Genomic DNA, 19,998 nt, shown 5'->3' with positions numbered 1-19,998 from the left:
TAGCTCTGGCCGGGCTGCGCGGTGTCCGCGACCACCCGGGACGGGGTTAGCCGGGGGGTGGGGCTCGCCCGCCCCGCCCCCCCCCCGCCCCGCGCACGCCCCCCCCGGCGCCCCGGGGGGGCCTTCCTCGTTGCCGGGTCAGCTGTTCTCGCAGCCGATTCCATTGCCGTCGCGGTCCAGGTCGTACTCGTCCGGGCCGATGACCTCGACCCGGCCGGTGTACGCGGGGCCGTTGCCGCTTCCGCCCGCGCAGTCCACGTCCGAGGTGATCGGGACGCAGGGGCGGTAGGAGGCGTGGCAGCCGGACTGCGGCGCGGCCGAGGCCGGGGCCGCAGCGGCGATGAAGGCGGAGCCGGCGGCGCAGGCGACGCCGAGCAGGAGTGCGTTTCGCATTGGGTCCCTTCGTGATTCGAGCCCCGAAAAAGTACCAGCACACACCGGGCGAACGGGGCTCTTCGGCGCCGATTAGGGGCAGGAACCGACCAGGTCGCTGTCGCCCGCGGTGGCGGTGAGCGCCTCGGCCTCGGTCACCAGCCACTGCCCGCAGACGCAGCGCCAGTACCGCACGGTGCCGTGCGCGGAGAGCAGGGTCGGGGTGGGCCAGGAGCAGGCGGTGCAGGTGACGGTCATGGCACCAGCCTGATGTAATGGTTCTATGCATTTCAACCCTTACGGCGGCACGGCCGCGGAACTCGCGGTGCTGCTGGTGAACGCCGCCCCGGACGCCGATCCGGAGGCGCTGCTCACCGCGGCCGGCTACCTCCCGGTCGGCCCGGTGAGCGCGGCGCAGGCGGCCGAACTCCGGCGCTGGGCGGCGCGGCTGGAGCAGGTCTTCCGCGCACCCGGGGTGGAGTTGCTGAACGCCCTGCTGGCCGAGACCACCAGCAGGCCCTACATCTCCACGCACGACGGCCGCGCGCCGCACCTGCACTACGCCGCCGAGCGGGCCCCGATCGACGAGCGGGTCAAGGCGTACACCGCGGCCGGGCTGGCCGAGCTCTTCTGCGCGGCGCCGGAGCGGATCGGCGGCTGCGCGCGGGCGGGCTGCGACCTCGTCTTCGTCGACACCTCGCGCAACGGCCGCAGGCGGTTCTGCTCGGACCGCTGCGCGAACCGGGTCAACGTGGCGAATCACCGGGCCAGGTCGGCCCGTCCGGCTACCTCGCCGCACACCCGCGATCGGCGCCGATTGGAATCCGATCGCGCTGGGTAACTCTGGTCGAGGTCGCCCGGCCCGCTCGCCCCGGTTCCTCGGGCAGCCGCTCGGCGATCGACCGGGAAACGTCGAGGGAAGGAACCGATACCGATGACCGAGAGCCACCGGCCCGCACCCGCGGACCCGCGCCACGACGTGCTCGTGACCGGAAGCCTGCTGGTGGCCGGGGAACCGGTCTCGGTGACGGTGGGCAGACCGGCGCCGATCCCGCCGGTGCGCGGCACCGGGTACTGGTGCAGGCTCGCGGTCGACCGGGCCGAGGCGGCGCCCGCCCACTCCATCGTGGTCGGCCGGGACTCGGCGGGCGCGCTGGCCTCGGCGCTCACCCTGATCGAGACCCGGTTCGGGGTGAGCCGCGCGGAGTTCCTCGCGGGCGCCACCATCGGCGCCGCGCGCTGATCCGCCCCAGGATTGGTGGCATGCCCGCCGCCCGCCCGCCGACCTAGAGTTGCCGCCACCGGTGAATCCCGCCGGTGCGGGGCGAGCGCGGGAGGTCGGCATGGGGTCGTGGCCGGTAACCGTGCTGCTCCCGGTCGTGCTCGCGCTGATCATGTTCGGGCTCGGGCTCTCGCTGCGGGTCGCCGACTTCACCCGGGTGGCCCGGTATCCGCGGGCGGTGCTCGTCGCGCTCGGCTGCCAGCTGGTGCTGCTGCCCGGCATCGCCTTCTGGCTGGTGGCGGCGCTCGGGCTCGCGCCTGCCGCTGCGGTCGGGGTGCTGCTGCTGATGGCCGCGCCGGGCGGGGCGACGGCCAACCTGCTCAGCCACCTGTTCCGCGGCGACGTCGCGCTGAACGTGACGCTCACCGCGATCAACTCGCTGCTCGCGGCGCTGACCCTGCCGCTGGTCACCAACCTCGCGCTCACCTACTTCGCGCCCGCGGGGCACGAGCGGCTCGGGCTGCAGTCCGGCAAGCTGCTGCAGGTCTTCGCGCTGGTGCTGGTGCCGGTGCTGGCCGGGATGCTCACCGCGGCGGTGTGGCCGGCGCTGAGCGGCAGGCTGGACCGGCCGGTGCGGGTGCTCGCGGTCGGCTTCCTGACGGTGGCGACGGTGGCCGCGCTGATCGTCGAGCGCCGCAATATCGGCGGCTACCTGGCCGAGGTCGGGGTGCTGATGCCCGCGCTCTGCGCGCTCGCGCTCGGCATCGGCTACCTGGTGCCGCGGGCGGCCGGGCTGGCGCCGCCGCAGGCGCTGGCCTGCGCGATGGAGATCGGGATCCACAACAGCGCGCTGGCCATGACCATCGCGGTGCGGGTCTTCGGCGACATCGCGATGGCGGTCCCGGCCGGGGTGTACAGCGTCGTCTCGGTGCCGCTCGCGCTGCTCGCCGGGTGGCTCTGCACGGCGGGCAGGCGCCGGGCGGCGCGCGGCGCGGAGCCGCGATTCCGCGCACAATTGATTGCTCGCAATCGACCGGCTCGCTAGTTTCGAGGCAGGAGGTGGTGCGGAGTGTCGCGAGCGGATGCGCTGGCACTGGATCAGCAGTTGTGCTTCGCGCTGTACTCGGCGTCCAGGGCGGTCACCCGGCTGTACCGGCCGCTGCTCGACGAACTCGGGCTGACCTACCCGCAGTACCTGGTGATGCTGGTGCTCTGGGAGCGCGGCACGGTCACCGTCAAGGAGCTGGGCAAGGCGCTGGATCTGGACTCGGGAACGCTGTCGCCGCTGCTCAAGCGGCTGGAGGCGAACGGGGTCGTGGCGCGGGTGCGCTCCGCGGCGGACGAGCGGTCGGTGCTGGTCGCGCCGACCGAGGCGGGTGCCGCGCTGCGCGAGCGGGCGGCCACGGTGCCGGAGCGGATCGCCTGCGCGAGCGGGATGGACCCGCGCGACCTGATCGGCTTCCGGGATCAGCTCAAGGAGATGACCCGGATCGTCGCCAGGACGACGCTGGACCTGGAGGCAGGTGCGTGACCCGCTCGGCATGATTGCGAAGCGGGGCCTCGCGGCCTAGGAGGCGGCGGATTTCTTCGTCGTCCGCAACCGCTCGGCGAGCGCCGGGATCCGCGCCAGCATGTCGACGGCGAAATCGGCGAGCAGATCGATCAGCCCGTCCCGGTCCACCTCGAGCTGCCCGTCCAGCCAGACCAGCACCAGCTCGGCCGCGCCGCCGGTGATCAGCTGCGAGGTGACGGCGACCGCGGCGTCCTGCCCCTCCGGCAGGTCCAGCACCACCCTGGTCTGCTCGATGATCACCTCGGCCACCCGGCGCATCCCGTCGAAGCGGCTGCGCATCAGCGCCTCGCTCCCGTACGCCTGCGCGAAGACGATCTTGGCCCGCCGCGGGTCGTCGGTGAGCTCGGTGATCAGCGCGGCGACCCCGGCGCGGATCCTGGCCTCCGGGTCGGCGGAGGTCTCGGCGATGGCGCGGCGCGCCCGGTCCAGCCCGGCCTGCTGGATGCGGAGCAGCAGCTCGGCGGCGAGCGCGTCCAGGTCGGGGAAGGCCTCGTAGAAGAAGCGCGGCCCCACCTTGGCGTGCTCGCAGACCCCGCGCACGGTGAGCGCGGAGAGCCCCCTGGTGCCGATGATGGCGAGCGCCGCGTCGAGCAGCCGGTTGCGCCGGTCCTCGCGGCGCTCCTCCGAGGAGGCGCCCCGGTAGGTGCCGGTCGATGCGCGGGTCATCCCGCCAGCTTGGCACAGCACCAATTGGGAAACAATCGTTTACGGAAACGGGTGTTTCCTCTATCGTCATCGATGTTCGCAATGTCGCGAAGGGATGACCGGCCATGAGTCTTCTGCTTGCCCCGCCGACCGTCGACGGTCTCACGGAGAAGTACCGTCACGCGCGCGCCAGGGCCGCCTTCACATTCCAGCGGGCCGCGGTGCGGCTGGCCGACCGGATACCGAGCCGGGTGCGGCCGTTGGCCGAGCCGCCGCCGGGCAGCGGGCTGAAGCCGGTGCTCGGTGACTTCGGCCCGCCGGTGATCGGCTACACCTTCCACTCCATCGTCGACCCGCTCGGCTTCGGCCAGGACCGGTACGACCGCTTCGGCGACGTGCAGTGGGTCGGGGTGCTCGGCCGCAAGGTGGTCTTCGTCGGCAGCCCGGCCGCCTTCGAGGCGGTGCTGCTCGACCGGAACAAGGTGATGTCGGCCGAGCGCGGCTGGGAGTACCTGATCGGGCCGTTCTTCCGCGGCGGGCTCATGCTGCGCGACTTCGAGGACCACCTGCACCACCGCCGGATCATGCAGCAGGCCTTCACCCGGCCCCGGCTGGAGGGGTACCTCGCGCTCACCACGCCGCTGCTTGAGCGCTCGGTCGCGGCCTGGGAGCCGGGCCCGCAGTTCCCGGTCTACCCGGCGATCAAGAAGATGCTGCTGCAGCAGGCCACCGCGGTCTTCGCGGGCGCCGAGTTGGGCCCGATCGCGAACCGGCTGGAGCACGCCTTCGAGGACGCGGTGCACGGCGGCATGGCGATCATCAGGGCGAACGTGCCCGGCGGGGTCTGGGCGCGCGGGCTGCGCGGCAGGCGCACGCTCTCCGAGTACTTCCGCAGCGAACTGCCCGCCAAGCGCGCGGGGGACGGCGCCGACCTGTTCAGCGTGCTCACCAGGGCGCGCAGCACCGACGGCCACGCCTTCACCGACCAGGAGGTGGTGGAGCACATGATCTTCGTGATGATGGCGGCGCACGACACCAGCACCATCGCCTCCTCCATGCTCATCTACGAGCTGGGCAGGCACCCGGAATGGCAGGAGCGGGTGCGCGCGGAATCGCTGGCACTCGGCAAGGATTCGCTGGACTATGCCGACCTGGAGAAGTTGCCCTCGCTGGACCTCGCCTTCCGCGAAACGCTGCGGATGTGGGCTCCGGTCGGCCAGCAGGCCAGGGAGACCACCGAGGACACCGAGCTCTGCGGCCACTTCGTGCCGAAGGGGACGCTGGTGATGACCGGGCCGTTCGGGTTGATGCGCAATGCCGAGTTCTGGCACGACCCGGACACCTTCGACCCGGAGCGCTTCGTCGACGGCAGGCGCGAGGACAAGTCGCACCGCTTCGCCTGGCCGCCCTTCGGCGGCGGCGCGCACAAGTGCATCGGGCTCTACTTCGGCGGGATGACGGTCAAGGCGGTGCTGCACCGGATGCTGCTGAGCTACCGCTGGTCGGTGCCTGCCGGGTATGTGCCGCCGATGGTGCCGACCACCGGCCCGACCCCGGCGGACGGGCTGCCGATCCGGCTGGAGCGGCTGCCGTGACCAGGGTGCTCGCCGACACCGAGCGCTGCGAGGGCCACGGCATGTGCGAGGCGGTGGCGCCGGAGCTGTTCCGGGTCGGCGACGACGACGTGGTGGTCGTCGCGCCCGGCGAGCTCGCCGCCGCCGACCTGGAGAACGCGCGGTTGGCCGCGGACAGCTGCCCGATGGCGGCGCTGCGGTTGGTGTGAGCCGCCGTCCGGACCGGACCCGTTGCCGGGCTGCGCCGCGCCAGGGTCGGGGCTGCGGCGCTTCGCGCGAGGCCGGGTGCGGGCGCCCGCTCCGCTAGGGTCGGGGTGCCCGCTCGGTGATCGGCGGGCGGTTCGCACGCGAGGAGTTCGGATGAGCAAGACCGCCGTCGTCACCGGAGCGTCGTCGGGGATCGGCCGCGCCACCGCGGCCCTGTTCCTCGCGCAGGGCTACACGGTGATCGGCACCAGCCGCGACCCCGACGGCATCGCGGCCGGGAACCGGATCGACGGCGTCGAGTACCGGGCGCTCGACCTCGCCGACCCGGAGTCGGTCGAGGCCTTCGGCGCGGGCCTCGGTGCGGTGGACGTGCTGGTCAACAATGCGGGCGAGAGCCAGTCCGGGCCGCTGGAGGAGTTGCCCGCGGACGCGCTGGACCGGCTCTTCCGGATCAATGTGCTCGGCCCGATCCGGCTCACCCAGCTGGTGCTGCCAGGCATGCGCGAGCGCGGCAGCGGCCGGGTGATCATGGTCGGCTCGATGCTGGCCAGCTTCCCGCTGGCCTACCGCTCCTCGTACGTGGCGACCAAGGCGGCGCTCAAGGGCTTCGCGCACGCGGCCCGGCTGGAGGTCACCCCGTTCGGGGTGGCGATCAGCACGGTGGAGCCGGGCTCGATCGCCACCGGGATCGGCGAGCGCCGCACCGCCTACATCGCCGCCGACTCCGCGCACCTGGCCGACTACCGGACCATGATCGCCAAGCTGGACCACAACGAGCAGAACGGCATCCCGGCCGAGCAGGTGGCGGCGCTTATCCTGAAGGTCGCCCGCGCCCGGCGGCCGAAGCCGCTGTACGCCACCGGGAGCCGGGCGCCGCTGGTCTTCCTGCTGCGCAGGCTGCTGCCCGCGGCGGCGATCCACCGGATCACCGCGCGGGCGCACGGCCTGCGGCGCTGAGGCTCAGCGCTTGTAGCCGAGCCCGGCCACGATCAGCTGCTCCCAGACGGTGAGCTCGCGCTCGGCGGAGCCGATGTCGGCGCCGGTGCTGTCCGGCCGCCACTGCACGGCGGGCACGATGCCGGGCTCGGCGAGCTCCAGCCCCTCGAAGAAGGCCGCGATCTCGGCGTCGGTGCGCCACCGGCCGCGGCCGAAGCTCTCCTGCAGCTTGCCCTCGACGGCCTTGGTCTCGTCGTTGTCGCCGGAGCGGAAGTGCGAGATGAACAGCGCGCTGCCCGGCGCCACCTGGTCGCGCCAGTAGCGCACGATGCCGAGCGGGTTCTCCCGGTCCTCCAGGTGGTGCAGGATCGCGCTGAAGATCACCGCGACCGGCTGGTCGAAATCGATCAGCCGCTGCAGATCCGGGTGGTTGCGGATGCCCTCGGGGTCGACCGCGTCGGCCTGGATCACGACGGTGTTCGCGTCGGTGGCGAGGATTGCCCTGCCGTGCGCGAGCACGATCGGGTCGTTGTCCACGTAGACCACCTTCGAGCCCGCGGCGTGCCTGGCCGCGACCTGGTGCACGTTGTCCGAGGTGGGCAGCCCGCTGCCGAGGTCGATGAACTGCCTGATGCCGTCGGCGGCGAGCTCGCGGACCGCCCTGACCAGCACGTCCCTGTTGGTCTTGGCGATCGCGACCGAGCCGGGCAGCTGGTTGATGAAGTGGTCGCCGATGGCCTGGTCGACCGGGTAGTTGTCCTTCCCGCCGAGCACGTAGTCGTAGACGCGGGCGATGCTTGGCTTGCTCTGGTCGATCTCGACCGAGGGGGAATTGTCGGACACAGGGGGGAACCTCACGCTCGATGGACCGTATTCGCCCCTATCCTAGGGCGCGAACGGCCGCGGTGACCGCACGGTAGCTTGAAAGATACCGTGCGGTACCGTAATTGGGCTCAGCTTCGTCTCAGCGCAGCCTGCGGATGTCGCCGCGCACCCGGTAGAAGCCGCCGCGCCCGGACTCCGCGATGGCGTCGACCACGTAGCGCGCCCCCGGCTCCCGGATGTCCCTGGGGAACTGCACGTTCCAGCCGTCCCGGTAGCCGGGGGAGACCACCCGCACCCGCAGCCCGCCGCCCTGCTCCACGCACTCCACCACCACGCCGTCGCCCGCGTCGGCGATCACCTCGACGGTGGAGCTCGGCGCCACCGCGGAGATCTCCGGCGCCTTGATCGAGACGGTGCGCGGCAGCACACCCTCCTCCGCGCCGCGGATCGCGCTCTCGGTGACGTCGAGGCAGGCCAGCGCGCCGCTGGTGGTGACGAGGTAGAGCCGGTCCGCGTGGTACTGCATGGAGTACGCGGAGCCGCAGCCGGTGCCGAGCTTCCACAGCCGCTGCCCGCTCGCGTCGAAGCAGTAGACCGAGGAGTGGTTGTCGCCCGCGAAGACGTAGCGGCCGTCCGGCGAGGTGGCGCAGGAGAAGACGGCGGCGTCGCAGCGGTAGGTGATGGCGTCGGTGCCGTCCTTGCCGATCATCCGCACCTCGTTGGTGCTGGTGCCCGCGTACACCGCGCCGGATTCCTGCCAGCCGAACAGCACCGGGCCGGTCGGCACCTGCCAGAGCTGCTCGCCGCGCTCCAGGCCGTACTTCGTCACGCCGCGCGAATGCCCGTGGTAGACCCCGCCGTCGTCGATCCGCACCATCCACGCCGAATCGCCGCGGCTGCGGTGCGACCAGAGCGACTCCTCCTCGTGGTCGATGACGGTGATCCCGCCCTCCCGGTCGGAGACGCCGAGGATGCCGTCGTGGATGTCGAGCCAGTAGATGTCGACGTCGGCGGCGATGTCGTAGGCGGCGCGCGGCACCTTGCCGGAGAGGTCGTAGACCCGGCCGTCGTCGCACCCGGCGTAGATCCAGAAATCGTCCGCGACAATGCACTTCACCGCGTCCGGCAGGCGGAAGCGGCCGGTGACCTCGCCGTCGGAGGTCAGCGTGAAGACGTCGCCGTGCTCGTTGCCGACCCAGCAGCGCCGGTCGTCGACGAAGATGCCGAAGGCGGAGGCGCCGGAGTCGAAGCTCCACAGCACCGGGGCCGCCTTGGCGGTGGAGCGGGTGCTGGTGATGGTGCGCCTGGTGGTCTGCCGCCGGGCCCGCTGCCCCTGCACCGCGGGGGCGTACCCCTTGCGCACCTTCTCGCCGACCTTCTTGGCCGCCGCGGCGCGCGCCTTGTCCTCGGTCGGGAAGCTGCTGACCTTGACCTGGCCCTGGTCGCCGATCCGGCCGTACCGGATGGTCACCTGGGTTCCGGCGACGCCGACCTCGTAGAACTTGTGCGCCGAACCGTCGTCCTCGGACAGTTCCAGGTAGGTGGTGGCGCCGGTCGTCATGCTCTTGCCCCGCTTCGTCGTTCGGTCGATCTCGAGCGAGAAGGTAGCAATGCGACCCGACAGGTGCGCGGCGCGCCGGAAAACCGCTGGGCCCGGGGAGCGGTGCGCCGTAGTCTGCGCCCGTGGTTGACATGAGCGCGTCCGTCGTCCTGCCCGCCGACTGGCGCGCGCGGGTCGCCGCGGTGCTGACGGCCTGCGGCGAATCGGAGGCGGCCGCGGCGCCGATCCGGCTGCTCGGCGCGGGGATGGACAGCACCGCCGTGCTCGCGGGCGACCTGGTGCTGCGCATGCCGCGCGCGGCGGCGGGCGCCGCGACGCTGGAGCGGGAGCGCGCGGTGCTGCCCGCGCTGGCCGACGCGCTGCCGCTTCCGGTGCCGCGCTTCCGGCACCTGCCGCCCAACCCGCTCGGTCCCGGGGTCTGCTGCGTCTACCGCGCGGTGCCCGGCGACTCGCTGGGCGACGAGCAGTGGCACGCGCGCGGGCTGCTCACCGCGCCCGCGCCCGCGCGGCAGGTCGGCGAGTTCCTGGCCGCGCTGCACGCCTTCCCGGTCGAGCGGGCGGCCGCGCTCGGACTGGCGGTCTGGGACCTGCGGGCCGAGTTCGCCGCGGACCTGGCCGGGATCAGGGCCTCGGTGCTGCCGCTGCTCGACCGCGCCGAGGCGGCGCTGCTGCTCCGGCTCTGGGCGGAGTACCTGGCCGACGACGCCAACTTCGCCTACCGCCCCACCGTCATCCACGCCGACGTCAGCCTGGACCACCTCCTCGTCACCGGGGAGGAGATCTCCGGGGTGATCGACTTCGGCGACATCGCGATCAGCGACCCGGCCTACGACCTCTGCTACCTCTGGACCGACGCGGGCCCGGACTTCGTGGCCCGGGTCTGCGCGGCGGCCGGGATTTCGCTGGACGACAGGCTGATCCGGAAGCTCAGGTTCTGGAGTTGCTCGGACCCGGCCTTCGACGTGCTGCACGGCCTGGAGCACGGGATGGACGCCTTCACCGCGGAGCATCTCGGCTACCTCAGGGCCGCCCTGGCGAACCACTGAAAGTGCTGGTCGGATAGCGCAAACCGGTCGGTTTGCTGTGCGTGTGCCGATCGTTGACTCGACCGGTGTCGCCACGCATAATCCGAGGTGGTCACTGTTTGCGCAACGGTTGCGGAATCCTCAGGGGAGCCCCACATGGTCTTCAGCACGGCGCACGACATGTTCCTGCTCGCTCAGGTCGGCAACCCGACCCCGGAGGCGCCGCCGCTCTCCGACGAGATACTGCAGATGGTCAGGTACGTCACCTGGTTCTCGATCCTCTCCGGGGTCGCCGGGATCACGGTGGCGGGCGGCAAGTTCGCCTGGGAGAAGTGGAACGGCACCAGCTTCACCTCGCCCAAGATGATCGCGGGCGGCATGATCGGCGGGGTGGTGGCCACCAGTGCGGGCACCATCATGAACACGCTCATCTCCTGAGCGCGCACCCCGCTGCGCTAGCGTGGCGGGATGCGACTCCACGTGGGGTGTGCGATGTGGTCGCACGGGTCCTGGTTCGAGCGGCAGCCGCCCGCCGCCGAGCGGCTGCGCCGGTACGCCGAGCGCTGCACCGCCGTCGAGGGCAACACCACCTTCTACGCCACCCCGTCCCGGCGGACCGCGGAATCCTGGGCGGCGCAGCTCACCCCGGAGTTCCGCTTCTACGCCAAGCTGCCGCGCCCGGTCACCCACGACCACCGGCTGGCGGGCGGCGAGGCCGAGCTCGCGGCCTTCCTGGACGCCATGGAGCCGCTCGGCCCGAGCCTGCACGCGCTCTGGGTGCAGCTGCCGCCGAGCTTCGGCCCGAACGACCTCGCGGCGCTCGCCGCCTTCCTACCGGTGCTGCCCGCCGGGCCGGGGATCGCGGTGGAGGTGCGGCACCCCGCCTTCTTCGAGGACGTCGAACAGGCCAGGCGGCTGGTGCGGGTGCTGAGCGCGGCGGGCGCCGAGTGGGTCACCTTCGACACCACCACGCTCTACGCCGCGCCGCCGACCACCCCGGCCGAGCACGAGGCGTGGGGCAAGAAGCCGCGGCTGCCGCGGCGCACGCCCGCGCTCGGCCCGCACCCGGTGGTCCGCTACCACGGCCGCGACGACGCCGAGGCCACCGTCGCGGGCTGGGCGCCGTGGCTGGACACGGTGGCGGGCTGGCTGCGCGAGGGCCGCTCGCCCACGGTCTTCGTGCACACCCCGGACAACGGCGCCGCGCTCGGCCTGGCCAGGCAGTTCCACGCCGAGGTGCGCGCGCTCGTCCCCGAGCTGGAGCCGCTGCCCGAACCGGAACCGGCCGAGGCGCCGACGCTGTTCTGAGCGGGCCGCCGCTCGGCGCTCACGGCGGCTCAGCCCAGGCGCTCGGCGAGCGCGGTGAGCACGGGGGAGCAGCCCGCGTCGACGGTGCGGGTGGCGCACTCGTCGCCCCTGGTGCGGCCGCGGTTCACGATCACCACCGGCTTGCCGTGCCTGGCCGCGTGCCGGACGAAGCGCAGCCCGGACATGACGGTCAGCGACGACCCCGCGACCAGCACCGCGTCCGCGGCGTCCACCAGCGCGAAGGCCGCGGCCACCCGGGGCTTGGGGACGTTCTCGCCGAAGTAGACGATGTCCGGCTTGAGCATGCCGCCGCAGTGCGCGCAGTCCACCATGCGGAAGGTGTCGGTGCGCGCGACCACGGCGTCGGCGTCCGGCGCCACCTCCAGTCCGTCGGCCGCGGCGGCGGCCGCGAAGCCGGGGTTGGCCGCCTCCAGCAGGTCGGCCAGCGTCATCCGGGAGATCAGCCGCTCGCAGCCGAGGCAGCGCACCCTGGCGTAGGTGCCGTGCAGGTCGATCACCCCGCGGTGCCCGGCCTTGGTGTGCAGCAGATCGACGTTCTGGGTGATCAGCCCGGTGACGACGCCCGCGCGCTCCAGCCGGGCCAGCGCGCGGTGGCCCGGGTTCGGCCGGGAGCCGTCCATGGTGCGCCAGCCGACGTGGTTGCGCGCCCAGTACCGCTGCCGGAACACCGGGTCGCCGACGAACTGCTGGTAGGTCATGGGGTTGCGGGGCGGGGAGCCGGGGCCGCGGTAGTCGGGGATGCCGCTGTCGGTGGAGATGCCCGCGCCGGTGAGCACCGCCAGCCTGCGCCCGGCGAGCAGCTCGGCGACGGCGTCCACGTCGGTCAGCTCCAGGAGATCGGCCACGCAGTCCAGCGTACGACCTGTTCAGGAGTGCTCCGGCGGGCTCGCCAGGTGCACCACCTTGACCGTGCTGAACTCGTCGAGCAGCTCCGGCCCGTAGCCGAAGCCGGTGCCGGAGCACCCGCGCGGCTGCGCCGCCCCGCCCGGCGCGCCGCCGAAGACCGCGTTGATCTTGACCGTGCCCACCGGCAGCGTGCGCCAGGCCCGCTGCGCGTGCGCCATGTCCGCGGTGAGCACGGTGGCGGCCAGCCCGTGCTCGTCGGCGGCGGCCTCGGCCAACCCGGTCGCGAAGTCCGGCACCACGCGCACCGGCGCGACCGGCCCGAAGGTCTCCTCGCGCAGCACCCGCATGCCCGGGGCGCAGTCCGCGAGCACGGTCGCCGGGTAGTAGGCGCCGGGCCGCTCGTCCGGGGCGCCGCCGACCAGGGCGCGGGCGCCCGCCGCGACGGCCTCGGCGACCTGGGCGTGCACGTGCTCGCGCTGCCGCTCGTCGACCAGCGGCTGCGGGTCGGCGTTCCAGCGCTCGGCGGCGGCGACCAGCGCGGTGAGGAAGGGCGCGGCGAGGTCGCGGTGCACGTAGATCCGCTCCACCGAGACGCAGATCTGCCCGGCATTGGCGAAGGCGCCGAGCGCGGCCTGCTCGGCCGCCCACACCGGGTCCACGCCCGCGTCCACCAGCAGCGGGTCGTTGCCGCCGTTCTCCAGCAGCACCGTGGCGCCGGTGCGCGCCGCGGCCGCCGCGATCGAGCGGCCGGTCGCGGTGCCGCCGACGTGCGCGACCACGTCCACCTCCGGTGCGGCGGCGAGCGCGGCGCCGACCTCGCCCGCGCCGTGCAGGGTGTGCAGCACGCCGTCCGGCAGGAACTGGGCGAGCAGCTCGCCGAGCCTGGCGCCGGTGCGCGGGCAGCGCTCGCTCGGCTTGTGCAGCACGGTGTTCCCGGTGACGAGGGCGGCGCCGAGCAGCCCGCAGGCGATGGCGACCGGGTCGTTCCACGGCGTCAGCGCGGCGACGACGCCGCGCGGCTCCGGGACCATGAAGTCGGTGGCATCGTCCCCGCCGCGCAGGGTCCGGCCGCGGTGTACCGGGCCGAGCTCGGCGTACTGCACCAGCGTGCCCGCGCCCGCCTCGACGCCCTCCGCGCCGGAGGCGGCCGGGCGCCCGGTCTCGCGCTCCAGGAGCGCGGCGAGCTCGCCCGCGTGCGCGCGCAGCGTCGCGGCGGCGTCGTGCAGCGCGGCGGCCCGCTCGGTCGCCGGGGTCGACGCCCAGCCGGGCTGGGCCGCGCGGGCGGCGCGCAGTGCCCGCGCGATCTCGGTCTCGGTCGCGGCGCCCGGCTCGGCCGCGTTCCCGTTGGTGCCGGTGCGCAGGGGCGCGAGGGCGGTGTCGGTGTCGGTCATGGCGCCGAGGTACCCGAGCCGCGCGGCGGAAACCGCTAGTCAGACCGGCTCGACCGGCTCCGGCTCGCGCAGCGGGATCTCGTCGAGGAGGAGCAGCACCAGCGCGGCGAGGAAGGCGACCCCGGCGGCGACGTAGAAGACCGGGTGCATGGCCTCGGTGAAGCCGATCAGCACTGGCGTGCGCACCGCCTCCGGCAGCTCGGCGATGGTGCCGCTGTCGCTCTGCAGCCGGTGCAGCAGCTCGGGGTCGGCCCCCGCGGGCAGCGCACCGCCCGCCGCCGCGATGATCCGGCCGGGCAGCAGCCCGAACAGCATGCTGAGGAAGACCGCGACGCCGAGCGTGCCGCCGATCTGCCGGAAGAAGGTGGCCGACGCGGTGGAGGCGCCCATGTCGGCGCGCGGCGCCGCGTTCTGGATGGCGATGATCAGCGTCTGCAGGCTGGTGCCGAGCCCGACTCCGACGAGCGCGCCGATGCCGGGCGGCAGCCAGAGCGGGCTGTCGTGCGCCAGCTGCGCGAAGCACAGCCCGCCGATCCCGACCAGCACGCTGCCGACGATCGGGAAGACCTTGTACCGCCCGGTCACCCGGGTCACTCGCCCGGCCACCTGCGAACCGAGCGTGATGCCGACGACCAGCGGCACCATCATCAGCCCGGCCCCGGTCGGCGAGAGCCCCTGCACCACCTGGAGGTACTGCGGCAGCATCGCGAGCCCGCCGAACATGGCGACGCCGATCAGCAGCCCGCCCGCGATCCCGGCGCTGAAGGTGCGATTCCGGAACAGCCGCAGTGGGATCAGCGCGGCATCCCCCATGCGCTGCTCGACCAGCAGGAACAGCGCCGTGCCCGCCACCGCGGTCGCGTAGCAGAGCAGGGCGCGCGGGGAGCTCCAGCCCCAGCTCCTGCCCTGCTCGGCGACGAGCAGTAGCGGCACCACCGCGAACGCCAGCGCGACCGCGCCGAACCAGTCGATCCGGTGCCGCCGCGGCCGGTGCGGGGTGGTCAGCACCCGGGACACCACGACCAGCGCCACGACCCCGATCGGCACGTTCACCAGGAATACCCAGCGCCAGCCGGTGAGCCCGAGCAGCGTGTCGTGCGTGGCCAGGAAGCCGCCGAGCACCGGCCCGAGCACCGTGGCGACGCCGAAGACCGTGGTGTTGTAGCCCTGGTACCGCACCCGCTCCCTGGCGGGCACCAGGTCGGCGATGATGGTGAAGGCCAGCGACATGAGCCCGCCCGCGCCGAGCCCCTGGAAGGCGCGGAAGGCGGCGAGCTGGTGCATGGTGGCGGCGCAGGCGCAGGCCGCCGAGCCGAGCACGAAGATCCCGATGGCGATCAGGTAGAGCGGTCGGCGGCCGTAGATGTCGGCGAGCTTGCCGTACAGCGGGGTGCTGATGGTGGCGGTGATCAGGTAGGCGGTGGTGGCCCATGCCTGCTGGTCGAAGCCGTTCAGGTCGTTGGCGATCGGCACGATGGCCACGCTGACGATGTTCTGGTCCAGCGCGGCGAGGAACATTCCGAGCAGCAGCCCGGAGAGCACGGTGAGGATCTGCCGGTGCCCGAGCTGCGCGGGCGCGACGGTCCCGGTCACTGCGGCGCCGCCCCGCGCGGTCCCGCCTCGATCCCGTCGTTCAACCGGTCCAGCAGCGCGGTGAGCTGCCCGACCTCGGCGGGCGACCACTCGGCGACCAGCCCGGCCAGCCATTCGCTGCGCCGCTGCCTGGCCTGCTCGAAGACCCGGAGCCCCTCGTCGGTGGCGGCGAGCACGCTGGCCCTGCCGTCGTCCGGATCGGCCCGCCGCTCGATCAGCCCGAGCTGCACCAGCGCCCTGGTCTGCCTGCTGACCAGGGAGATCTCGGCGTAGAGCAGCTCGGCCAGCCTGCCGGTGCGCTGCGGGCCGTGCTCGACCAGCCGGAACAGCACGGCGTAGGCGAGCTTGTCCAGGTGCCTGGCGTCGTCGGCGGCGGAGCGGTGCCGCACCCGGTTCAGCGCGCGGGCGGACCGCACCAGCTGCACTCCGAGCCGATCGGCCGCCGCGAGCTCGGCAGAGTCCATGTACTTGACCACCTCAACTAGTTGCTTCCGCCAACTATAGGACGGGAGTGCGCTGGAGCGGAAACGGGATTCTCGGACATGTCGGTTCGAGAGGCTTGTCCGATAGGTCCGATTAATGCCGTCGCGGAGTGTTCACGTTGACGCAGTGGTGGACGTGACCAACTATGGGGTATGGCCGTTTTCGTGTCCCCTCGCCGCTGAGCGGCCGCCGATGCCCGACGAATCCGATCGCGAGCAGGCGCGATTGCTGTATGCCCTGCTCCGGCGCGAAGCCGACGAGCTGACCGTGACGCTCGATGCCGACCTCACCCGCCGCGGCACGCCCCGCTCGACCACGGAGTCGAGGCGGCTGGCGCGCGATCTGGACGAAATCCGTCGCTGCCTCGCGAAACTCGCGGCGCGCTTCCCCGAGGTCGCTGTTCTGGACAGGCCGTAGAACGCAAAGTTCTCCGTGCGCTCGCCAAACGGGTTACATCCCCGTTTCCGAGCGTTCACGGTCCGGATGCACGGCGATTCATCTGTCGGTAAACCGGACAAAACAAACTTTGCTCGCCTGAACTGTGCGAAAAAAATTCCGATGAGGGGAAATATGACCAACTACCGCACCACGGGTGCGCGCGTCGCCGGTGTCGGCGCCGCGGCCGCCGTGGCCATGGGTCTGTTCTCGACCGGCGCGGCGAACGCCGACACCTTCGTGCCGCTGCCGGACGGCCAGAAGCTGGGCCCGGGCGTCACCCTGACCCGCACCGCCGAGAGCGCGATCGTCTCGCCGTCGCTGGCGGCCAACGGCGCGGGCCGCGTGGTCTGGGTCTCCGGCACCACCACCGCGGATGTCACCGAGACCCCCGAGGGCGAGGTGGGCCCGTTCAACGGCCCCGCCAACGAGCCGGGCAGCAACAACTCCTCGACGCACGGCGCGTCGCAGGTCAACACCGGCTACATCGTCGGTTGCCAGGTCTCGATCGCCGACGACGCGATCTCCGCGGGGCTCGATTTCGGGCTGGCCGTCGACTCCGGCACGCTCAGCGGCTCGCTCGGCCTCGACCTCGGCCCCGGTGAGGTCAAGTTCGTGCAGATCGAGAAGAAGGACATCACGGAGCCCGGCGTGTACTCGGTCGAGTACCAGGACGTCGAGATCCAGATCCAGGGCTGCGCGGGCTACGCGCAGGCGCGCGCCTACAGCGTCGTCGAGATCATCGGCGACAACTACTCGAAGACCAGCCTCTACGGCCTGCCGTTCAGCATCGGCTGAACCGGGTCGGTCGGTCGAATCCATCACTCGCTGAGGCATTTCTACCCAAAGGGGCTACACACATGACCATCCGTAAGAACCTGGCGCGGGCAGCGGGCGTCGGCGCCGCCGCCACCGTCGCCATGGGCCTGTTCTCCACCGGTGCGGCCAATGCCGACACCTTCGTGCCGCTGCCGGGCGGCAGCATCACCAAGACGCTCTCCGACGGCACCGTGGTGACGGTGAACCTGGTCGGCGAGTCGGCCACCATCAGCCCGTCGCTGGGCTCCACCCCGGTGCACCGCAATGCGTGGGTCTCCGGCTCCGCGCAGGTCTCCATCTCCGGCGGCGAGGACATCGGCGGCAAGATCTACCCGGGCTACGTCGTGGGCTGCCAGGTCAACATCGCAGGCGGTGGTGTCGAGGGCGGCATCGAGGGCACCATCGAGGGCAGTGACGACGGCGCCACCGGCAGCATCGAGGGCGGCGGCGGCGGGAGCCTGTCGCTCGGCCCGGGCCAGGCGACCTCGTTCTACATCCTCGACATCGAGAAGCCGGACGACTACGGCAACGAGGACCACTCCACCAACAACTCGTTCAAGGGGAACAACGGCTCGGTGACCTGGGCCGATTCCACCATCGGGCTGACCGGCTGCGGCGGCTACGCCCAGGCCCGCGCCTTCGTGCGGGTCAAGGTGGAGACCGACAACGTGCACTCGGTGGTCACGCTGTGGGGCCAGCCGTTCAGCATCGGCTGATCCACCGCTCGACAGCAGGGCCCGGCGCGCAGGCGCCGGGCCCTTCGTCGTTCTCGGGCGAAAGTCATGAGATCGTCAAGATTGTTCGTGGTTCCGTAAAGATACGTTCACCTTGGAGTTCCCCAGCATTCGCATTCGAGTGCGTGATGATTCATCCCGCCGCAACTGTGACGCAACACACTTTGCGGGCCTGATCAGTGCGAAGAATCGATGAGGGGAAATATGACCAACTACCGCACCGCAGCTGTGCGCGTCGCCGGTGCCGGCGCCGTGGCCGCCGTGGCCATGGGTTTGTTCTCCACCGGCGCCGCCGACGCCGACACCTTCGTGCCGCTGCCGGACGGCCAGAAGCTCGGCCCCGGCGTCACCGTCTCCCGCACCGGGGAGCACGCGATCGTCTCGCCCTCGCTCGCGGCCAATGGCGCGGGCCGGGTCGTCTGGGTCTCCGGCAATGCCGTCGCCGACGTCACCGCCACCCCCGAGGGTGAGGTCGGGCCGTTCAACGGCCCCGCGAACGAGCCGGGGAGCAACAACTCGTCCACGCACGGTGCCTCGCAGCTGAATACCGGCTACATCGTCGGTTGCCAGGTGTCGATCAGCGACGAAGCCATCTCGGCCGAGCTCGCCGGCGGCCTCGGCCTGACCCTTCCCTTCGGCGGTAGCGAGGTCGTTCCCGATGGCGCCTTCGAAGGCGCCATCGGCCTCGACCTCGGTCCCGGCGAGGTGAAGTTCGTGCAGATCGAGATCAAGGACATCACCGAGCCGGGTATCTACTCGGTGGAGTACCAGGACGTGGAGATCGCGATCCAGGGCTGCGCCGGGTACGCGCAGGCCCGCGCCTACACCGTGGTCGAGATCATCGGCGACAACTACTCCAAGACGTCCCTCTACGGCATGCCGTTCAGCATCGGCTGATCCGGTCAGCTCGGTCGAATCACTTACTCGCAGAGGGGTCAACACATGACGAACAGCAAGAACCTGGCGCGGGTGGCCGGCGTCGGTGCCGCCGCCACGGTCGCCTTCGGTTTGTTCTCGACCGGCGCCGCCAACGCCGACACCTTCGTCGCCCTGCCGGGCGGCAGCATCACCAAGACGCTCTCCGACGGCACCGTGGTGACGGTGAACCTGGTCGGTGAATCGGCCACCATCAGCCCGTCGCTGGGCTCCACCCCGGTGCACCGCAACGCGTGGGTCTCGGGCTCGGCGCAGGTCAGCGTGGCAGGCGGGGAGGACATCGGCGGCAAGATCTACCCGGGCTACGTCGTCGGCTGCCAGGTGAACATCTCCGGCGGTGGCGTCGAAGGCGGTGTCGCGGGCGGCTTCGACGTAGGAGACGAAGAGGCCGTGCTCGGCGCCGAGACCGGCGGCAACCTGTCGCTCGGCCCGGGCCAGGCCACCTCGTTCTACATCCTCGACATCGAGAAGCCGGACGACTACGGCAACGAGGACCACTCCACCAACAACTCGTTCAAGGGCAACTCCGGCTCGGTGACCTGGGCCGATTCCACCATCGGGCTGACCGGCTGCGGCGGCTACGCCCAGGCCCGCGCCTTCGTGCGGGTCAAGGTGGAGACCGACCGCGTGCAGTCGGTCGTGACCCTGTGGGGTCAACCGTTCAGCATCGGCTGATCCCGGCGCGAGGGGCCCGGAAGCACCGGGCCCCTCGTTCGCCGGGAGGCTGCTCAGCGCTGCGGATCGAGGCGGTAGCCGAGGCCGCGGACCGTCACCACGATGCGCGGATCGGAGGGGTCGCGCTCGATCTTGGTGCGCAGCCTGCGCAGGTGCACGTCCACGATCCGCTCGTCGCCGAAGAAGCCGCGCTCCCACACCCGCTCCAGCAGCGTGGCCCGGCTCAGCACCCGCCCCGAGGTGGCCAGCTCGCAGAGCAGCCGGAACTCGGTGCCGGTGAGGTGCAGCGCGACGCCGCCGCAGCGCACCGTCCCGCGCTCCGGCGAGAGCACGAGGCGGCGCGCGGGATCGGCGTCGAGCAGGATGTCGTGCGGGCTGTCCCGCTCCGCGGTGAGCCCGGCCCTGCGGCGCAGCGCGCGCATCCGCGCGGTGATCTCCTTGACCTCCACCGGCTTCGCCACGAAGTCGTCGGCGCCCGCCTCCAGCGCGGCCACCAGGTCGTGCGTGTCGCGCCGCGCGCCGACCACGATGATCGGGACATCGTGGTCGCGGCGGATCTCCCGGATGCAGGTGAAGCCGTCCATGCCGCCGAGCATCAGGTCGATGATCATCATGTCCGGCGCACCCTGCTCGCGTAGCTGCCGTAGCGCGGACTCGGCGGCCGCCGCCTCGGCCACCTCGTACCCTTCCCCCTCCATGGCGAGCCGCAGCGCGGCGCGCACCCGATTGTCGTCCTCCACGATCATCAGCTGCGTGCTCATCGCCACTTCCTCGTGCTGGGAGGTTCGCCGGTACCCGCGTGGCTACAAGTTAGCCG

At 72.1% G+C, this 19,998-nt stretch carries 25 protein-coding genes; 15 read left to right on the top strand and 10 right to left on the bottom strand.

The window, feature by feature from the left end; all coding sequences use genetic code 11:
* Positions 1-138: 138 nt before the first annotated feature.
* Together ACFUUZ_RS26530 and ACFUUZ_RS26525 are read right to left on the bottom strand one after the other, a co-directional pair.
* A complete protein-coding gene (locus ACFUUZ_RS26530; protein WP_378700794.1) occupies positions 139-393 on the bottom strand; it encodes a hypothetical protein in 255 nt (84 codons plus the stop codon).
* A gap of 72 nt (positions 394-465) precedes the next feature.
* A complete protein-coding gene (locus ACFUUZ_RS26525; RefSeq protein ID WP_378700792.1) occupies positions 466-630 on the bottom strand; it encodes a hypothetical protein in 165 nt (54 codons plus the stop codon).
* Between the two features lie 25 nt (positions 631-655).
* On the opposite strand from ACFUUZ_RS26525, the gene ACFUUZ_RS26520 reads away from it, so the two are divergent.
* From ACFUUZ_RS26520 to ACFUUZ_RS26505, 4 genes are all read left to right on the top strand, one after another.
* Complete coding sequence (locus tag ACFUUZ_RS26520; RefSeq protein WP_378700790.1) at positions 656-1,213, top strand: CGNR zinc finger domain-containing protein; 558 nt, start codon at positions 656-658, stop codon at positions 1,211-1,213.
* A gap of 93 nt (positions 1,214-1,306) precedes the next feature.
* Positions 1,307-1,615 (top strand): hypothetical protein, encoded by a 309-nt coding sequence (locus ACFUUZ_RS26515; RefSeq protein WP_378700788.1) that lies wholly within the window; start codon positions 1,307-1,309, stop codon positions 1,613-1,615.
* Between the two features lie 100 nt (positions 1,616-1,715).
* On the top strand, positions 1,716-2,639 hold the full coding sequence (locus ACFUUZ_RS26510; protein WP_378700786.1) for a bile acid:sodium symporter family protein: 924 nt from the start codon (positions 1,716-1,718) through the stop codon (positions 2,637-2,639).
* 24 nt (positions 2,640-2,663) lie between these two features.
* Positions 2,664-3,125, top strand: coding sequence for a MarR family winged helix-turn-helix transcriptional regulator (locus ACFUUZ_RS26505; RefSeq protein WP_378700784.1), 462 nt, complete (start codon positions 2,664-2,666; stop codon positions 3,123-3,125).
* Positions 3,126-3,161: 36 nt separating this feature from the next.
* Here the strand turns inward: ACFUUZ_RS26505 and ACFUUZ_RS26500 are convergent, their stop codons facing one another.
* Positions 3,162-3,833 carry a TetR/AcrR family transcriptional regulator gene (locus tag ACFUUZ_RS26500; RefSeq protein WP_378700782.1) on the bottom strand — a complete coding sequence of 224 codons (672 nt, stop codon included), beginning with the start codon at positions 3,831-3,833 and terminating at the stop codon, positions 3,162-3,164.
* Between the two features lie 104 nt (positions 3,834-3,937).
* On the opposite strand from ACFUUZ_RS26500, the gene ACFUUZ_RS26495 reads away from it, so the two are divergent.
* From ACFUUZ_RS26495 to ACFUUZ_RS26485, 3 genes are all read left to right on the top strand, one after another.
* Positions 3,938-5,407, top strand: a complete 1,470-nt coding sequence (locus ACFUUZ_RS26495; protein ID WP_378700780.1) for a cytochrome P450 — start codon at positions 3,938-3,940, stop codon at positions 5,405-5,407.
* The gene (locus tag ACFUUZ_RS26490; RefSeq protein WP_378700778.1) at positions 5,404-5,595 is read left to right on the top strand and encodes a ferredoxin; all 192 of its coding nucleotides are present in this window, start codon (positions 5,404-5,406) and stop codon (positions 5,593-5,595) included. The genes ACFUUZ_RS26495 and ACFUUZ_RS26490 overlap by 4 nt, the downstream gene beginning before the upstream one ends.
* A gap of 151 nt (positions 5,596-5,746) precedes the next feature.
* Positions 5,747-6,550: an SDR family oxidoreductase gene (locus ACFUUZ_RS26485; RefSeq protein WP_378700777.1), complete on the top strand. Its 804-nt coding sequence runs from the start codon at positions 5,747-5,749 to the stop codon at positions 6,548-6,550.
* A gap of 3 nt (positions 6,551-6,553) precedes the next feature.
* Here the strand turns inward: ACFUUZ_RS26485 and ACFUUZ_RS26480 are convergent, their stop codons facing one another.
* Positions 6,554-7,372, bottom strand: a complete 819-nt coding sequence (locus ACFUUZ_RS26480) for an SAM-dependent methyltransferase (protein ID WP_378700775.1) — start codon at positions 7,370-7,372, stop codon at positions 6,554-6,556.
* Positions 7,373-7,493: 121 nt separating this feature from the next.
* Positions 7,494-8,915, bottom strand: coding sequence for a WGR domain-containing protein (locus tag ACFUUZ_RS26475; protein ID WP_378700773.1), 1,422 nt, complete (start codon positions 8,913-8,915; stop codon positions 7,494-7,496).
* A gap of 131 nt (positions 8,916-9,046) precedes the next feature.
* On the opposite strand from ACFUUZ_RS26475, the gene ACFUUZ_RS26470 reads away from it, so the two are divergent.
* The 3 genes from ACFUUZ_RS26470 to ACFUUZ_RS26460 all read left to right on the top strand — a co-directional run bounded on the left by ACFUUZ_RS26470 (position 9,047) and on the right by ACFUUZ_RS26460 (position 11,248).
* On the top strand, positions 9,047-9,961 hold the full coding sequence (locus ACFUUZ_RS26470; protein WP_378700796.1) for a phosphotransferase family protein: 915 nt from the start codon (positions 9,047-9,049) through the stop codon (positions 9,959-9,961).
* 135 nt (positions 9,962-10,096) lie between these two features.
* Positions 10,097-10,378, top strand: coding sequence for a hypothetical protein (locus tag ACFUUZ_RS26465; RefSeq protein ID WP_378700771.1), 282 nt, complete (start codon positions 10,097-10,099; stop codon positions 10,376-10,378).
* Positions 10,379-10,408: 30 nt separating this feature from the next.
* Complete coding sequence (locus ACFUUZ_RS26460) at positions 10,409-11,248, top strand: DUF72 domain-containing protein (RefSeq protein ID WP_378700769.1); 840 nt, start codon at positions 10,409-10,411, stop codon at positions 11,246-11,248.
* Positions 11,249-11,277: 29 nt separating this feature from the next.
* Here the strand turns inward: ACFUUZ_RS26460 and ACFUUZ_RS26455 are convergent, their stop codons facing one another.
* Genes ACFUUZ_RS26455 through ACFUUZ_RS26440 form a run of 4 tightly spaced genes read right to left on the bottom strand, consistent with a single transcriptional unit; the run spans position 11,278 to position 15,563 of the window.
* On the bottom strand, positions 11,278-12,114 hold the full coding sequence (locus ACFUUZ_RS26455; protein ID WP_378700767.1) for an NAD-dependent protein deacetylase: 837 nt from the start codon (positions 12,112-12,114) through the stop codon (positions 11,278-11,280).
* A gap of 21 nt (positions 12,115-12,135) precedes the next feature.
* Entirely contained in the window at positions 12,136-13,506 is a 1,371-nt protein-coding gene (locus ACFUUZ_RS26450; protein WP_378700765.1) for an aldehyde dehydrogenase family protein, read from the bottom strand.
* A 39-nt stretch (positions 13,507-13,545) separates the two neighbouring features.
* Complete coding sequence (locus ACFUUZ_RS26445) at positions 13,546-15,099, bottom strand: MDR family MFS transporter (RefSeq protein WP_378700763.1); 1,554 nt, start codon at positions 15,097-15,099, stop codon at positions 13,546-13,548.
* A complete protein-coding gene (locus ACFUUZ_RS26440) occupies positions 15,096-15,563 on the bottom strand; it encodes a MarR family winged helix-turn-helix transcriptional regulator (protein WP_378700761.1) in 468 nt (155 codons plus the stop codon). The genes ACFUUZ_RS26445 and ACFUUZ_RS26440 overlap by 4 nt, the downstream gene beginning before the upstream one ends.
* A 211-nt stretch (positions 15,564-15,774) precedes the next feature.
* Here ACFUUZ_RS26440 and ACFUUZ_RS26435 point away from each other — a divergent pair, with 211 nt between their 5' ends.
* The 5 genes from ACFUUZ_RS26435 to ACFUUZ_RS26415 all read left to right on the top strand — a co-directional run bounded on the left by ACFUUZ_RS26435 (position 15,775) and on the right by ACFUUZ_RS26415 (position 19,181).
* Positions 15,775-15,999, top strand: coding sequence for a hypothetical protein (locus ACFUUZ_RS26435; protein WP_378700759.1), 225 nt, complete (start codon positions 15,775-15,777; stop codon positions 15,997-15,999).
* Positions 16,000-16,152: 153 nt separating this feature from the next.
* Entirely contained in the window at positions 16,153-16,815 is a 663-nt protein-coding gene (locus tag ACFUUZ_RS26430; RefSeq protein WP_378700757.1) for an MspA family porin, read from the top strand.
* Positions 16,816-16,877: 62 nt separating this feature from the next.
* The gene (locus ACFUUZ_RS26425) at positions 16,878-17,552 is read left to right on the top strand and encodes an MspA family porin (protein ID WP_378700755.1); all 675 of its coding nucleotides are present in this window, start codon (positions 16,878-16,880) and stop codon (positions 17,550-17,552) included.
* 222 nt (positions 17,553-17,774) lie between these two features.
* Entirely contained in the window at positions 17,775-18,467 is a 693-nt protein-coding gene (locus ACFUUZ_RS26420) for an MspA family porin (RefSeq protein ID WP_378700753.1), read from the top strand.
* Positions 18,468-18,512: 45 nt separating this feature from the next.
* Positions 18,513-19,181, top strand: coding sequence for an MspA family porin (locus ACFUUZ_RS26415; protein WP_378700752.1), 669 nt, complete (start codon positions 18,513-18,515; stop codon positions 19,179-19,181).
* Positions 19,182-19,234: 53 nt separating this feature from the next.
* On the opposite strand, the gene ACFUUZ_RS26410 is transcribed toward ACFUUZ_RS26415, so the two are convergent.
* A complete protein-coding gene (locus ACFUUZ_RS26410; protein ID WP_378700751.1) occupies positions 19,235-19,942 on the bottom strand; it encodes a response regulator transcription factor in 708 nt (235 codons plus the stop codon).
* Positions 19,943-19,998: the final 56 nt, after the last annotated feature.

It is taken from the genome of Nocardia sp. NPDC057353 (assembly GCF_042667085.1).
In the GTDB taxonomy this organism is placed as follows: Bacteria; Actinomycetota; Actinomycetes; order Mycobacteriales; family Mycobacteriaceae; genus Nocardia.
This window is presented reverse-complemented; position numbering and strand designations above follow the sequence as displayed.